General features: G+C 37.2%; 14 protein-coding genes, 2 tRNA genes, 1 rRNA gene and 2 riboswitches (1 of these 19 only partly in view). Of the genes, 14 read left to right on the top strand and 3 right to left on the bottom strand.

Annotated elements, in window-relative coordinates; genetic code table 11:
• The first annotated feature begins 11 nt into the window (after positions 1-11).
• The 7 genes from rrf to tsaD all read left to right on the top strand — a co-directional run bounded on the left by rrf (position 12) and on the right by tsaD (position 3,090).
• Positions 12-127 (top strand): 5S ribosomal RNA (rrf, locus tag ACYFX0_RS30580).
• A 12-nt stretch (positions 128-139) separates the two neighbouring features.
• Positions 140-216: transfer RNA gene (locus ACYFX0_RS30575), tRNA-Met, on the top strand.
• 3 nt (positions 217-219) lie between these two features.
• Positions 220-295 (top strand) — tRNA-Asp (locus tag ACYFX0_RS30570).
• Between the two features lie 174 nt (positions 296-469).
• Entirely contained in the window at positions 470-943 is a 474-nt protein-coding gene (gene tsaE / locus ACYFX0_RS30565) for a tRNA (adenosine(37)-N6)-threonylcarbamoyltransferase complex ATPase subunit type 1 TsaE (protein ID WP_000049643.1), read from the top strand.
• A complete protein-coding gene (gene tsaB / locus ACYFX0_RS30560; RefSeq protein WP_000865772.1) occupies positions 924-1,616 on the top strand; it encodes a tRNA (adenosine(37)-N6)-threonylcarbamoyltransferase complex dimerization subunit type 1 TsaB in 693 nt (230 codons plus the stop codon). Before tsaE ends, tsaB begins: the two co-directional genes overlap by 20 nt.
• A 14-nt stretch (positions 1,617-1,630) precedes the next feature.
• Entirely contained in the window at positions 1,631-2,074 is a 444-nt protein-coding gene (rimI, locus tag ACYFX0_RS30555) for a ribosomal protein S18-alanine N-acetyltransferase (RefSeq protein WP_000367207.1), read from the top strand.
• Positions 2,074-3,090, top strand: coding sequence for a tRNA (adenosine(37)-N6)-threonylcarbamoyltransferase complex transferase subunit TsaD (gene tsaD, locus ACYFX0_RS30550; RefSeq protein WP_000414591.1), 1,017 nt, complete (start codon positions 2,074-2,076; stop codon positions 3,088-3,090). The genes rimI and tsaD overlap by 1 nt, the downstream gene beginning before the upstream one ends.
• Positions 3,091-3,574: 484 nt before the next feature.
• Here the strand turns inward: tsaD and ACYFX0_RS30545 are convergent, their stop codons facing one another.
• Positions 3,575-5,509 (bottom strand): ABC-F family ATP-binding cassette domain-containing protein, encoded by a 1,935-nt coding sequence (locus ACYFX0_RS30545; RefSeq protein WP_217896205.1) that lies wholly within the window; start codon positions 5,507-5,509, stop codon positions 3,575-3,577.
• A gap of 187 nt (positions 5,510-5,696) precedes the next feature.
• Between ACYFX0_RS30545 and ACYFX0_RS30540 the strand changes: the two genes are divergently transcribed.
• Positions 5,697-6,326, top strand: a complete 630-nt coding sequence (locus ACYFX0_RS30540; protein WP_000372699.1) for a redox-sensing transcriptional repressor Rex — start codon at positions 5,697-5,699, stop codon at positions 6,324-6,326.
• 29 nt (positions 6,327-6,355) lie between these two features.
• Here the strand turns inward: ACYFX0_RS30540 and ACYFX0_RS30535 are convergent, their stop codons facing one another.
• Both ACYFX0_RS30535 and ACYFX0_RS30530 read right to left on the bottom strand, forming a co-directional pair.
• Entirely contained in the window at positions 6,356-6,547 is a 192-nt protein-coding gene (locus ACYFX0_RS30535; protein ID WP_001246204.1) for a YdiK family protein, read from the bottom strand.
• A complete protein-coding gene (locus tag ACYFX0_RS30530; RefSeq protein ID WP_000745315.1) occupies positions 6,544-7,293 on the bottom strand; it encodes a CPBP family intramembrane glutamic endopeptidase in 750 nt (249 codons plus the stop codon). Before ACYFX0_RS30530 ends, ACYFX0_RS30535 begins: the two co-directional genes overlap by 4 nt.
• Positions 7,294-7,684: 391 nt before the next feature.
• On the opposite strand from ACYFX0_RS30530, the gene groES reads away from it, so the two are divergent.
• From groES to ACYFX0_RS30500, 6 genes are all read left to right on the top strand, one after another.
• A complete protein-coding gene (groES, locus tag ACYFX0_RS30525; protein ID WP_000917311.1) occupies positions 7,685-7,969 on the top strand; it encodes a co-chaperone GroES in 285 nt (94 codons plus the stop codon).
• 39 nt (positions 7,970-8,008) lie between these two features.
• Positions 8,009-9,643: a chaperonin GroEL gene (groL, locus tag ACYFX0_RS30520; RefSeq protein WP_001029992.1), complete on the top strand. Its 1,635-nt coding sequence runs from the start codon at positions 8,009-8,011 to the stop codon at positions 9,641-9,643.
• A 140-nt stretch (positions 9,644-9,783) separates the two neighbouring features.
• A riboswitch (purine riboswitch) is annotated at positions 9,784-9,885 on the top strand.
• Between the two features lie 164 nt (positions 9,886-10,049).
• Positions 10,050-11,588, top strand: coding sequence for a glutamine-hydrolyzing GMP synthase (guaA, locus tag ACYFX0_RS30515; protein WP_000743914.1), 1,539 nt, complete (start codon positions 10,050-10,052; stop codon positions 11,586-11,588).
• 155 nt (positions 11,589-11,743) lie between these two features.
• Positions 11,744-11,845: riboswitch (purine riboswitch) on the top strand.
• 129 nt (positions 11,846-11,974) lie between these two features.
• On the top strand, positions 11,975-13,300 hold the full coding sequence (locus tag ACYFX0_RS30510) for an NCS2 family permease (RefSeq protein ID WP_000833094.1): 1,326 nt from the start codon (positions 11,975-11,977) through the stop codon (positions 13,298-13,300).
• A gap of 293 nt (positions 13,301-13,593) precedes the next feature.
• Entirely contained in the window at positions 13,594-14,295 is a 702-nt protein-coding gene (locus tag ACYFX0_RS30505; protein ID WP_000929886.1) for a response regulator transcription factor, read from the top strand.
• Positions 14,279-15,145: the 5' portion of a sensor histidine kinase gene (locus ACYFX0_RS30500; protein ID WP_000719237.1), read on the top strand. 639 nt of this gene lie beyond the right edge of the window; 867 of the gene's 1,506 nt are visible here — the first part of the coding sequence; it begins with the start codon at positions 14,279-14,281; its stop codon lies off the right edge, out of view. The genes ACYFX0_RS30505 and ACYFX0_RS30500 overlap by 17 nt, the downstream gene beginning before the upstream one ends.

Raw genomic sequence — 15,145 nt, 5'->3', positions numbered from 1 at the left:
GCCTTCAATAGTTTGGTGATGATGGCAGAGAGGTCACACCCGTTCCCATACCGAACACGGAAGTTAAGCTCTCTAGCGCCGATGGTAGTTGGGACCTTGTCCCTGTGAGAGTAGGACGTCGCCAAGCTATTTATATCATCGCGGGGTGGAGCAGTACGGTAGCTCGTCGGGCTCATAACCCGAAGGTCGCAGGTTCAAATCCTGTCCCCGCAACCAAATGGTCCCGTGGTGTAGTGGTTAACATGCCTGCCTGTCACGCAGGAGATCGCCGGTTCGACCCCGGTCGGGACCGCCATTTTATATAAAGAAAAGAACGAAACAAGTTGTTTCGTATTTTTTTATTTGTTTTAACAAAAAACTAATAAAGACAGTCAAACTATCCTTAGGACAACTCCTAAGGACTTTTTTATATATTCAAAACCTGTATAATAAAGAGCAGAGAACATTGTGAGTAAAGTAGGTGAAGTCTGTGAGTAAATATGAAGTAACAACAAAATCTTCTGAGGAAACACAAAGATTATCAGAAAAACTAGGTGAACTCGTAGAGGCACAAGATGTAATTATTTTAGAAGGAGATCTTGGAGCTGGTAAGACGACTTTTACAAAGGGACTAGCAAAAGGTCTTGGAGTGAAAAGAGTTGTAAATAGTCCTACCTTTAATATTATTAAAGAATATAAAGGAAGATTACCGCTATATCATATGGACGTGTATCGCTTAGCAGAAAGCGAAGAGGACTTAGGCTTTGATGAGTATTTCTACGGTGAAGGAATTACGGTAGTGGAATGGGCTCATTTAATAGAAGCATATTTACCGAATGAAAAGTTACAAATTAGTTTATTCCATGCGGGAGATGACACAAGAAAAATTATACTCGAGCCAATTGGAAATCGCTATATTAGATTATGTGAGGAGCTATTACAAGATGAAAGTACTAGCAATTGATACTTCAAATTACGTAATGGGTGTATCCCTTATTGAGGAAGGAAACGTGATTGGGGAAATCATTACAAATTTGACGAAAAACCATTCTGTACGTCTTATGCCAGCTGTAGAGCAACTGTTAAAAGAATGTGGTGTAAAACCGAAGGAATTAACTAAAATCGTTGTAGCTGCTGGACCTGGATCATATACAGGTGTTCGCATAGGCGTGACAGCGGCAAAAACATTAGCTTGGTCACTTCAAATACCAATTGTAGGTGTATCAAGTTTAGAGGTAGTAGCTGCAAACGGTGCTAACTTTAATGGATTAATTTGTCCTTTATTTGATGGAAGGCGTGGGCAAATCTATACTGGATTATATACATACGAAGGAGAGCAGTTAACTTCAATAGAAGAAGACCGAATTATTCTTATTGTAGACTGGTTGCAAATGTTAAAAGATAAAGGACAGCCTGTTTTATTTATCGGTAATGATGTTAAATTGCATAAAGAAACAATTATAGAATATTTAGGTGATCAAGCTGTATTCGCTCCTTTTACTAAAAATAATCCAAGACCAAGTGAGCTAGCATTTTTAGGATTACAAAAAGAAGAACATGATGTGCATACGTTTGTTCCGAGCTATCTTCGTTTAGCTGAAGCTGAAACAAAGTGGTTAGAAAGTCAAAACAAGTAGGAGCCTTGCAGAAGATGGATATGATATTTAGAAAGATGGAACTTGATGATATTGCTCAAATTGTAGCTATTGAAGAAGTATCTTTTTCAACTCCTTGGACTGCAGATGCTTTTCACCGTGAATTAACGATGAATGAACATGCACATTATATTGTGTTAGAAAAAGATGGTCGTGTAATCGGGTATTGTGGATTGTGGATAATTATTGATGAATCACATATAACAAATATAGCTATTTTGCCAGAATACCGAGGTCAAAAGTTAGGAGATGCCTTATTGAAAGCAGTTATTTCAGAAGCGAAAGAACTAGGGGTAAAAACAATGACGCTTGAAGTACGTGTATCAAATGAAGTAGCAAAGCAGTTATACAAAAAATATGGATTTCAAAATGGTGGAATTCGTAAACGATACTATGCAGACAATCAGGAAGATGGTCTTGTAATGTGGGTGAATATATAATGGAAAAAAATACGATTATACTTGGGATTGAAACGAGCTGTGATGAAACAGCGGTAGCGGTTGTTAAAAATGGGACGGAAATTATTGCGAATGTCGTTGCATCACAAATTGAAAGTCATAAACGTTTTGGCGGCGTTGTACCAGAGATTGCATCCCGTCATCATGTAGAAGAAATTACAGTTGTGTTAGAAGAAGCTTTAAAAGAAGCAAACATAACATTTGATGATATTGATGCAATCGCTGTAACAGAAGGGCCTGGTTTAGTAGGAGCACTTCTAATTGGGGTAAATGCAGCGAAGGCAGTAGCTTTTGCACATGATATTCCGCTAGTCGGTGTTCATCATATTGCTGGTCATATTTATGCGAACCGTTTAGTAAAAGAAGTGCAATTCCCGCTATTATCACTTGTTGTATCTGGTGGGCATACAGAACTTGTTTATATGAAAGAACATGGTTCATTTGAAGTAATTGGTGAAACGCGAGATGATGCAGCTGGAGAAGCATATGATAAAGTAGCTCGTACGTTATCTATGCCATATCCAGGTGGTCCTCATATTGATCGCCTTGCACATGAAGGAGAACCAACAATTGATTTGCCTCGTGCATGGCTAGAACCGGATTCATATGATTTTAGCTTTAGTGGATTGAAATCAGCAGTTATCAACACTGTGCATAACGCGAAACAACGTGGTATAGAAATTAAACCAGAAGATTTAGCGGCAAGTTTCCAAGAAAGTGTAATAGATGTACTTGTAACGAAAGCAGCTCGTGCAGCAGCAGCTTATAATGTAAAGCAATTACTTCTTGCTGGTGGAGTAGCTGCTAATAAAGGACTTCGTGCCCGATTAGAAGAAGAATTTGCAAAAAAAGAAAACATTGAACTAATTATTCCACCGCTATCTTTATGCACAGATAATGCAGCAATGATTGCAGCGGCAGGGACAATTGCGTATGAACAAGGCAAGCGTGCAACATTAGCCTTAAATGCGAATCCAGGATTAGATATTGAAGCATAGTTATGCACATAATTAACCACAGCTTGTGGATAAAACCCATGTTATCTGTTGATAATGTGGGTTTTATTGTGTATATAAAGTGTTGGTAACTTTTTCGTTGGCTGTGGGTAATGTGGAAAAGTTGGTTTAATAGTTATTTTATAAAGGTGGATATGTGTATAAACTTGTGGATAAACTAGATGAAGTCTGACCTTTGAGTGTATTGTTTTTCGGGAAATAAAAAGCAAGAAGATATCCCCGAAAAACATTTTTTAATATCCCTCCATTATAGAGGGTGCTGATATTGTCAATCCTTGTCGGTAAATCGATATTTCGTGTCGAATCGTTTATGTATATAGGGTTACGATAGATATATTTGAAAAATCGTTGATATATTCCCAGTTACCATTGATATATCCAAAAAATTATTTATGTACTTAAAGAAAAAAGATGTCGCATAGTCAAAAATCATGACTGATGAGACATCTTCCTTATTTAAATACTCTTATACATGCAGCTCTTCCCACTCTGCCATACAAGTTTCAAGCTGTTCTTGTAGCGTTTGTTTTTTAGTTGTAATTTCACTAGCTTTTTCATAATCTGCATATATTTCTGGTAAGCAAAGTTGATCTTCTAACGTAGCAATTTCTTCTTCTAAGTTTACGATATTTTGTTCTAGCTCTTCAATTTTTCGAGTGCGTTGACGTTCTAATTGTTTACGCTCTTTTTCTTCGAGATAATTTAATTTTTCTTGAGCTACAGTTTTTTGAACAGGTGCCTGATTTTCTTGCTGTTCAAGTTGTTCAAATGCTGCCCGTTCAATCATTTCATTTTTCTTCTCCACATAGTAATCGTAATCACCTAAATATTCCTGTGCGCCTTCTGTTGATAACTCAACCACAGTCGTTGTTACACGGTTAATAAAGTAGCGGTCATGTGAGACAAATAGAAGAGTCCCTGGATAATCAATTAAAGCATTCTCTAAAATCTCTTTACTATTTAAATCAAGGTGGTTCGTAGGCTCATCCAGAATTAATAAATTTGACTTTTGCATCATAAGTTTCGCAAGAGCTAATCGAGCTTTTTGTCCACCACTAAGGGAAGATACTGGTTTCAGTACATCATCTCCTGTGAATAAAAAATTCCCGAGTATAGTACGGATTTCTTTTTCAGGTTGCAGTGGATATTCATCCCATAGTTCATTTAAAACCCGTTTAGAAGATGTTAAGTTTGCTTGTTCTTGATCATAATAGCCAACAGATACATTTGATCCGAAAGAAACATTACCATTTAATAGTGGTAACTTATTCACAATAGATTTTAATAATGTGGATTTCCCAATTCCGTTTGGACCAACTAAGGCAACACTATCTCCGCGAGTTAAGCGCATAGTTACGTGTTCAATTATAGGGTCCTCCTCATAGCCGATGGTTGCATCTTTTACTTGTAAAACATCATTTCCACTTTGCTTTTCAATATCGAAGTGGAATGATGCTGACTTAGAATCCCCTAATGGTCTCGTTAATAATTCCATTCTGTCCAGTTGTTTACGGCGACTTTGAGCACGTTTCGTTGTAGAAGCGCGAGCTATATTCTTTTGAACGAAGTCCTCAAGTTTTGCGATTTCATCTTGTTGTTTTTCGTAACGTTTCATTTCTTGATCATATAATGCTGATTTTAAGTCTAAATATTTACTGTAGTTACCAACAAATCGTCTGCTTTCTTTATTCGAAATTTCATATACTTGTGTAACGAGTTTGTCTAAGAAATAACGGTCATGGGAAACGATTAATATTGCGCCAGGATAACCTTGTAAATATTGCTCAAGCCATGTTAATGTTTCAATGTCTAAATGGTTTGTAGGCTCGTCCAAAATAAGTAAGTCTGGTTTTGTTAATAATAATTTCCCGAGAGCTAATCTTGTTTTTTGCCCGCCACTTAAAGTAGAGATCGTCGTCTGGTGTGTTTCAACTGGGAAGCCAAGGCCGCTTAAAATGGAGCGAATATCCGCTTCGTATTGATATCCACCTTGATCTTTATAATTGAGTTGCAATTGGTCATAATCAGCTAACAATCTTTCATATATAGCTTCGTTTGAAAAGTTTTCTTCTTTTCCCATTTCTTGCTCAAGCTTTCGAAGTTTTGTCTCCATTTGCTGTAAGTGGGTAAAGACGGTTAGCATTTCATCCCAAATTGTTAAAGACGTTTCTAGGCCAGTATTTTGAGCTAAATACCCGATTGAGACATCTTTCGGTTTTATAATTTCGCCACCATCATGTGATAACTCACCAGCGATAATTTTTAATAATGTAGATTTTCCAGCTCCATTCCTTCCAACTAATGCGATACGATCTTTTGTTTGTACTTCCAATTTTATGTTTGCAAGAATTGTTTCTGCACCGTATAATTTCGAAAGTCCATTTACTTGTAATAAAATCAATGTTCTCACCTCAAATAATTTCTTAACTTTGCCATGTTTATATTTCTCAATCATACTAAAAATAGTGTATAGTTTAAAATAAAGAGAGAATACTTCTTCTCTTTATTATACAAGGAATTTAATGAGTGCTAAACTTCTGTATTTGATTAAAGTATATGAATAAAGATAGGAAGAGAGGAGAGGTCATATGGATCAGCAAAAGATTCCACAAGCCACTGCTAAAAGATTGCCTCTATACTATCGATTTATCCAAAACTTATCTCTTTCTGGTAAGCAGCGTGTTTCATCGGCCGAATTGAGTGAAGCGGTAAAAGTAGATTCCGCAACAATACGAAGAGATTTTTCGTATTTTGGAGCATTAGGGAAAAAGGGATATGGATATAACGTAAATTATTTATTATCATTTTTCCGCGAAACACTTGATCAAGATGATATAACGCGTGTAGCACTTATTGGAGTAGGTAATTTAGGGACCGCTTTCTTACATTATAATTTCACGAAAAACAATAATACAAAAATTGAAATGGCATTTGATGTTAGTGAAGAGAAAGTTGGAACAGAAATCGGGGGCATTCCTGTATATCATTTAGATGAATTAGAAGAGAGATTATCAAATGATATACAAGTGGCAATATTAACAGTACCGGCTACAGTAGCACAAGCTGTAGCAGATAGATTAGCTGAAACGAGCGTGCACGGTATTTTGAATTTCACACCAGCACGATTAAACGTATCAGAGAATATTAGAATTCATCATATTGATTTAGCTGTAGAGTTACAAACATTAGTTTACTTTTTGAAAAACTATCCACAATAAAACGCAGAGGAAGCGACCTCTGCGTTTTATTATTGTTTCTTCTTTGTGAATTTAACTAATATAAGGCGAAGTGCCAAATTAAAATCAATTGTTGCCATAACTGCAAATAGTATTGTCCACACATTCCAGATTGTATCTGTCACGTTCGTAATGGCGAAGCGTGTAAAGATACATCCAAGAAGGAAGTATAATGCGGCCATGAACAATGGTGAGTTTCTCATACAAAAAATCCTCCGATAAATCCTTGCATTTTTTCAGCTTCTTTAATCATTTCTTGAATTTGCTCATTGCTCATAAAAATTTGCCCAATAGCGACTAATGTATTCATCGCAACATGAGCTGCAATAGGAACGATAATGCGCTTCGTCTTCACATATAAGAAGGCGAATACGAGCCCCATAGCAGTGTATACCAATAAGTGAGTAAAATCAAAATGAATTGCTGCGAATACAAGTGAACTAATGATAGCTGCAATAAAGAAGTTGAACTTCTTATAAAGTGCACCGAATAGAATTTTTCTAAATACGATTTCTTCTAAGATAGGTCCGATTATAGATACAACAATAAGGAACCAAGGAGTAGTTCGTGCAATTTCCATCAGTTTCATTGTATTTTCTGAACCTTGTTTAATTCCTAGTAGCTGCATCTCGATCATACCGGCAACTATTTGTGAAAAGAAAGCTAAGAATAATCCGATGAAAATCCACCCAATTGTAGCTGGAACAGAAGAGCGCGTTGCATCTAAATGTCTGTCGCGAATATCTGTTCTAAGTAACCAAAGTACGATACATAATGCAACAAAGAAGCTAATAATTGCCCAGTGTCCCATTATGATTTGTCCTTTTTCCTCAATGGTAAATCCTCTATTATCATAGAGTCCTGTTTTTAGGAGAAGTGGTAATCCAACAGCGCCAGATAATTGCATTAAAATGTATGTAACGATAATCCACCAGTATTGTTTCTTCAAATGGTTTAACCATCCTTTCTAACTCTAGTGTATGAGATGAGGTAGGATAACATGTAAATATGTTATCTACGATATAAACTTTCATTCGAATTATGATTTTTTTGTAAATACGTATTTTAAATTAAAGTAGGAGACAGGAAAAAGTTGTACGTTTAGCGAAAACAACTTAGGGTGTCTTTCATATTGTAACATACGAGTAGGGGAAACAACGATTCATATAGTAAAGGCAGTATTCTATATAGAAAGTTTATATAGTAATTTGCGAAAAAATTATGATTTTTTTACTTGCAAAAGAAATTGAGATTATTTATTATTATAAGTGTGTTAGCACTCGGGTGACTTGAGTGCTAATAAATAAAATTTACATAACAAAATGAGGAGGTTATTGTTCATGCTAAAGCCATTAGGTGATCGCGTTGTAATTGAGCTTGTTCAAGCAGAAGAAAAAACAGCAAGTGGTATTGTATTACCAGATACTGCAAAAGAAAAACCACAAGAGGGTAAAGTTGTTGCAGTAGGTACTGGTCGAGTGCTTGAAAATGGTGAGCGTGTTGCTTTAGAGGTAGCAGCAGGTGATCTTATCATCTTCTCAAAATATGCAGGTACTGAAGTGAAATATGAAGGTACAGACTACTTGATTTTACGTGAAAGTGACATTTTAGCAGTTATCGGTTAATTATATAAATCTTAAAAAAATCCAAGGGGGTCAATTATTATGGCAAAAGATATTAAATTTAGTGAAGAAGCACGTCGTTCGATGCTTCGCGGTGTCGACACTCTTGCAAACGCAGTAAAAGTAACGCTTGGACCAAAAGGTCGTAACGTTGTACTTGAGAAAAAATTCGGTTCACCACTTATTACAAATGATGGTGTAACAATCGCAAAAGAAATCGAATTAGAAGATGCATTCGAAAACATGGGTGCGAAATTAGTAGCAGAAGTTGCTAGCAAAACAAATGATGTAGCTGGTGACGGAACAACAACTGCAACTGTATTAGCGCAAGCTATGATTCGTGAAGGTCTTAAAAACGTAACAGCTGGTGCTAACCCAATGGGTCTTCGTAAAGGTATCGAAAAAGCTGTTACTGCTGCAATTGAAGAATTAAAAACGATTTCTAAACCAATCGAAGGCAAATCTTCTATCGCACAAGTAGCTGCTATTTCTGCAGCTGACGAAGAAGTAGGTCAATTAATCGCTGAAGCAATGGAGCGCGTTGGTAACGATGGCGTTATTACTTTAGAAGAGTCTAAAGGATTCACAACAGAATTAGACGTAGTAGAAGGTATGCAATTTGATCGTGGATATGCATCTCCTTACATGATTACTGATTCTGACAAAATGGAAGCAGTTCTTGATAACCCATACATCTTAATTACTGACAAAAAGATTTCTAACATCCAAGAAATCTTACCAGTATTAGAGCAAGTGGTACAACAAGGTAAACCACTTCTTATCATTGCTGAAGATGTAGAAGGCGAAGCTTTAGCTACATTAGTAGTGAACAAACTTCGTGGTACATTCAACGTAGTAGCTGTTAAAGCTCCTGGATTTGGTGACCGTCGTAAAGCAATGCTAGAAGATATCGCAATCTTAACTGGTGGCGAAGTAATCACTGAAGAATTAGGTCGTGACTTAAAATCTGCTACAGTTGAATCTTTAGGACGCGCTGGTAAAGTTGTTGTTACAAAAGAAAACACAACTGTAGTTGAAGGTATTGGAAATACAGAGCAAATCGCAGCTCGTATCGGTCAAATCCGTGCGCAATTAGAAGAAACAACTTCTGAATTCGATCGTGAAAAATTACAAGAGCGTCTTGCTAAACTAGCAGGTGGCGTAGCGGTAATTAAAGTAGGTGCAGCAACTGAAACTGAGTTAAAAGAGCGCAAACTTCGCATTGAAGATGCACTTAACTCAACTCGTGCAGCAGTAGAAGAAGGTATCGTTGCAGGTGGTGGTACTTCACTTATGAACGTATACACGAAAGTAGCTTCTATCGTAGCTGAAGGCGACGAAGCAACAGGTATCAACATCGTACTTCGCGCACTAGAAGAGCCAGTTCGTCAAATCGCAATCAACGCTGGTCTAGAAGGATCTGTAGTTGTAGAGCGTCTAAAAGGCGAAAAAGTAGGCGTTGGTTTCAACGCAGCTACTGGCGAATGGGTTAACATGCTTGAGTCTGGTATCGTAGATCCAGCTAAAGTAACTCGTTCTGCACTTCAAAACGCAGCATCTGTTGCAGCTATGTTCTTAACAACTGAAGCTGTAGTAGCTGACAAGCCAGAACCAAATGCACCAGCAATGCCTGACATGGGCGGCATGGGCATGGGCGGTATGGGCGGAATGATGTAATTCCGTTTGCCCTAAAAAACATCCATTTCTATATAGAAATGGATGTTTTTTTATGTTTTTTAGAAAAGGAAATGAATTTCTGTAGAATTTTGTCGCTTTCTCTCTTGACCATATAGATACTTCATTGTTAGAATCTAGGAAGATAATATAAAACGATCCTTCATATATCCTCAATGATATGGTTTGAGAGTCTCTACCGGGTTACCGTAAACAACCTGACTATGAAGGCAGTGTGTCTTATATTTATAAAGAGCGGAGACTATCTTTCTTTATAAAGCCAGACCCCTGCCTTTTCTTTGTTATGAGACTAGAGGCGGAGGACTGGCTTTTTTTATTATATTAGTAATGCTTTTCGCCAAATTGGTGAAAATATTTATATACGAGAACTAACGTTGGGGTGATTATTTTGAAGAAGCAACACGATACAATTATCGTTTTAGATTTTGGAAGTCAATACAATCAGTTAATAGCACGTCGAATTCGTGAGTTCGGTGTATACAGTGAACTTCATCCACATACAATTACTGCAGAAGAAATTAAAGCAATGAATCCAAAAGGGATTATTTTCTCTGGTGGACCAAATAGCGTATACGGTGAAGGTGCATTACATTGTGATGAAAAAATCTTCGAACTAGGATTACCGATTTTCGGTATCTGTTACGGTATGCAGCTTATGACACAACACTTCGGTGGTAAAGTAGAGCGTGCCAACCACCGTGAGTACGGAAAAGCTGTTCTTAAAGTAGAGAACGAATCAAAATTATATGCGAACCTTCCAGAAGAGCAAGTTGTATGGATGAGCCATGGCGACTTAGTAACTGGTTTACCTGAAGGATTTGTAGTAGACGCAACAAGTGAGTCTTGTCCAATTGCTGGTATGAGCAATGAAGAGAAAAACTTATACGGTGTACAATTCCACCCAGAAGTACGTCACTCTGAGCACGGTAACGATTTAATTAAAAACTTCGTATTCGGTGTATGTGGTTGTTCTGAAGGATGGAACATGGAGAACTTTATCGAAGTAGAACTAGAGAAAATTCGTGAAACTGTTGGAGACAAAAAAGTACTATGCGCACTTAGCGGCGGTGTAGACTCTTCTGTTGTAGCAGTATTAATTCATAAAGCAATCGGCGATCAATTAACATGTATTTTCGTTGACCATGGTTTACTTCGTAAAGGTGAAGCGGAAGGCGTTATGAAAACATTCAGCGAAGGCTTCCACATGAACGTTATTAAAGTGGATGCACAAGAACGTTTCATGAACAAGTTAAAAGGTGTAGAAGATCCAGAACAAAAACGTAAAATCATTGGTAATGAATTCATTTACGTATTTGATGATGAAGCTTCTAAATTACAAGGTATGGACTTCTTAGCACAAGGTACACTTTACACAGACATCGTTGAAAGTGGTACAGCAACTGCACAAACAATTAAATCTCACCATAACGTTGGTGGACTTCCAGAAGACATGCAGTTCAAATTAATTGAGCCTTTAAATACGTTATTTAAAGATGAAGTACGTGTATTAGGATCTGAACTAGGAATTCCTGATGAAATCGTATGGCGTCAACCATTCCCAGGTCCTGGTCTTGGTATTCGTGTATTAGGTGAAATCACAGAAGAGAAATTAGAAATCGTTCGTGAATCTGATGCGATTTTACGTGAAGAAATTATTAAAGCAGGATTAGACCGCGAAATCTGGCAATACTTCACTGCGCTTCCTGGCATGCGTAGCGTAGGTGTTATGGGTGACGAGCGTACTTACGATTACACAGTAGGTATCCGCGCGGTAACATCTATCGACGGTATGACAGCTGACTGGGCACGTATCCCTTGGGACGTATTAGAGAAAATCTCTGTTCGTATCGTAAACGAAGTAAAACACGTTAACCGTATCGTGTATGATGTAACGAGTAAGCCACCAGCAACTATTGAGTGGGAATAGTATTGTAATAAAAAAGATCCATCTATCATTCATGAATAGATGGATCTTTTTGTTTTTACCATTAATACGAACGAAAGTATAAAAGTTTATAAAAATGTTCGTTTTTAAATTGACAAAAGTGCCTATGCGAGTTAATATGAGTATGTAATTCAAACGAAAAGTGAATATTATGCCGTCGTATAATATCGGGGATATGGCCCGAAAGTTTCTACCTAGCTACCGTAAATGGCTTGACTACGAGGCGTTTGTATAAAGACGAGGGGAAACTTGTCTTTGTTTATAGAACGCTTCCATGTATATATGCAATGGAAGCCTTTTTTATTTCTCGGGATAAAAGAGGGCTAGGAGAAATACGGCGAGTAATCATATAACGGGGGAAACGTAAGATGAAACGCTATTTTCAGTTTGATGAGCTCGGTACGAATTATAAGACTGAGTTCATAGCAGGGTTAACGACATTTCTATCTATGGCTTACGTACTGTTTGTCAATCCTGCTACGCTGTCGCTTGGAAATGTTAAAGGGTTACCAGCAGGTACAGGGATGGATCCAGGTGCAGTATTCGTTGCTACGGCATTAGCGGCAGCGATTGGTTCGTTAATTATGGGTATTTTTGCGAAGTATCCAATTGCTTTAGCGCCAGGTATGGGAATTAACGCGTTCTTTGCTTATACAGCAGTGTTAACGATGGGTATTCCTTGGCAAACAGCAATTGCTGGAACATTAATGTCAGGTATTATCTTTATTATTCTTACAGCTTCAGGTATTCGTGAAAAAATTATTAATGCAATTCCATCAGAGTTAAAGTTTGCAGTAGCGGCAGGTATTGGATTATTCATTGCTTTCCTTGGATTCCAAAATGCCGGAATTATTGTGAAAAATGATGCTGTTCTTGTTGGGTTGGGGGACTTAACAAAGGGCACAACGTTACTAGCGATCTTCGGGGTTGTTACTACAATCATCTTTATGATTAAGAAAGTTAATGGTGCAGTATTTTACGGTATGATTCTTACAGCGATCTTAGGAGTAGCAACAGGATTAATTGATACTCCGAAAGCTGTAGTGGGAGCAATACCGAGCCTAGAACCAACGTTCGGTGCTGCGTTAACGCACTTTGGAGATATTTTCACTGTTCAAATGGGTATTGTTATTATAACGTTCTTCTTTATCGATTTCTTTGATACAGCAGGTACGCTTGTAGCGGTTGCGAATCAAGCTGGATTAATGAAGAACAATAAATTACCACGTGCAGGAAAAGCATTATTTGCAGATGCGATTGCAACTGTAATTGGTGCAATCTTGGGTACATCAACAACAACGTCTTACATTGAGTCTTCTGCAGGGGTAGCAGCAGGAGGACGTTCTGGATTTACAGCAGTTGTAACAGCAGGATTCTTCTTACTGGCATTATTCTTCTCGCCATTACTAAGTGTTGTAACGCCAGCTGTAACGGCACCAGCTTTAATTATTGTAGGAATCTTGATGGTTTCTTCCTTAGGGGAAATTGATTGGAAGAAATTCGAGATTGCAGTGCCAGCATTCTTTACAATTATCTCTATGCCACTTACGTATAGTATCGCAACTGGGATTGCGATTGGATTTATCTTCTATCCAATTACAATGGTTGTGAGTGGTCGTCGTAAAGAGGTTCATCCGATTATGTATGTTATGGGAGTTTTATTTGTACTATATTTCATCTACGTTCGTAAATAAAGTGAAACTTTAATCAGAGTGGGGGAAACCCCACCCTGATTATTAGTTGAACCAATCGGGCTTTTAAGGGCAGTTGATCTGCCGCGTAACATCGTTGATTTGGGCAGTTTTTGAAGTGGGAGTCTTACTGCCCGTTAATGCGGGATAAAAGGGGTTTTTTAAAAGGTCTAGACTTAAGGGGAGTCTAGACCTTTTTTGCGTCTTCAGAAAATCTTAAGGATTTCCGAGCGTTTTTCTTCAGAAGTTTTCCTATAATAAAAGTTAGGGATTAAAAAAGTGATGGGGGAGATATTGTGGCACACGAAACAATACTTGTCGTAGATGATGAAAAAGAAATTCGAAATTTAATTACAATCTATTTAAAGAATGAAGGATATAAAGTATTGCAAGCAGGAGACGGGGAAGAAGGATTACGTTTACTAGAAGAAAATGAAGTACATCTAGTCGTATTAGATATTATGATGCCGAAAGTGGATGGTATTCATATGTGTATGAAAGTAAGGGAAGCGAAAGAGATGCCTATTATTATGCTTTCTGCCAAAACGCAAGATATGGATAAGATTTTAGGATTAACAACAGGAGCAGATGATTACGTAACGAAGCCCTTTAATCCATTAGAGTTAATTGCACGAATTAAATCTCAGTTACGCCGTTATATGAAAATGAATGGTTTCGCTGTCCAAAATGAGGACGAGTTAGAAATTGGAGAGATGAAAATCAACATCTCGACCCATAAAGTTATTGTAGAGGGAGAAGAAGTGAAACTAACTCCGAGGGAATTTTCAATTTTAGAATTGCTAACTAGAAATCCAGGTATGGTGTTTAGTGCGGAGCAAATTTATGAAAAGGTGTGGAACGAACGATCTTTCCAGTCTGATAATACTGTAATGGTGCATATTCGAAAAGTGCGTGAAAAGATTGAGGAGAATCCAAGGAAACCTAGATATATAAAAACGGTATGGGGAGTGGGATATAAGATTGAAAAAGATATTTAATCCGTTTACTTATGTTCGGAAAATTCGAGAATTAATTGAAAAGATAATAAAGAGCGTGAAACGGAGTATAAGGATTCAACTTATTACGGCGTTTACTGCTTGTGCGTTATTAGGTCTCTTTGTATCAACGAAGATAGTAGCACCTATTTTTGAAGATGCTAGCCAACATGCCGAGATTAATTACAGAGATGGTATGGAGCAAATTAATCGTAAAGCTCAAAGTACAGCGGAAATGATGGTTGTTGAAAATAAATTAGATGCTGTACAAAACATGATAGAGCTAGAAAATGAGAATTTAGAGCAAGGGCATGATGCCTTTAAAATATTAGTTACTGACGAAAATGGTAAAGTTTTGTATAAAACGAAGCAAGCGCAAGAAGAACAAATTAATTTGCATAATACAATTCGTAATGCGACTTCATTTGCTATCAATTATTCAAATAATAATGATATTGAAAGATCAAGAAAAGAGTTTATTACATTCTCGCCTATTACAATTGAAGGTAAGAACTTATATATGTTTGTAAGTGGGATTCCTCAAGGGGAGGTAGTGTACTATAAAGTAGAAGGACCATTCCCGTTTTTAATGGGTGTTCTTGTATTCATTTTCTCTTTCTTCTATATAACAAAGAGAAAGATGAAGCAGATTGAAGCAATGGCACAAGGTGTAAAGGAAATAGAAAGAGGTAACTTAGCGTACCGCATTGAGAAAAAAGGTGAAGATGAGATTGCGTCTTTAACTGAGAATATTAATAATATGGCGGAAGAGCTTATGAATAATATAGAAAAGGAACGTAAATTAGAAAAGCAGAAAAATGAGCTTATCACAAATGTATCTCATGATTTGCGT

The organism is Bacillus sp. NEAU-Y102 (assembly GCF_054788175.1).
Note: the sequence above shows the minus strand (reverse complement) of the source record. Positions and strands in the feature narration are given on the sequence as shown.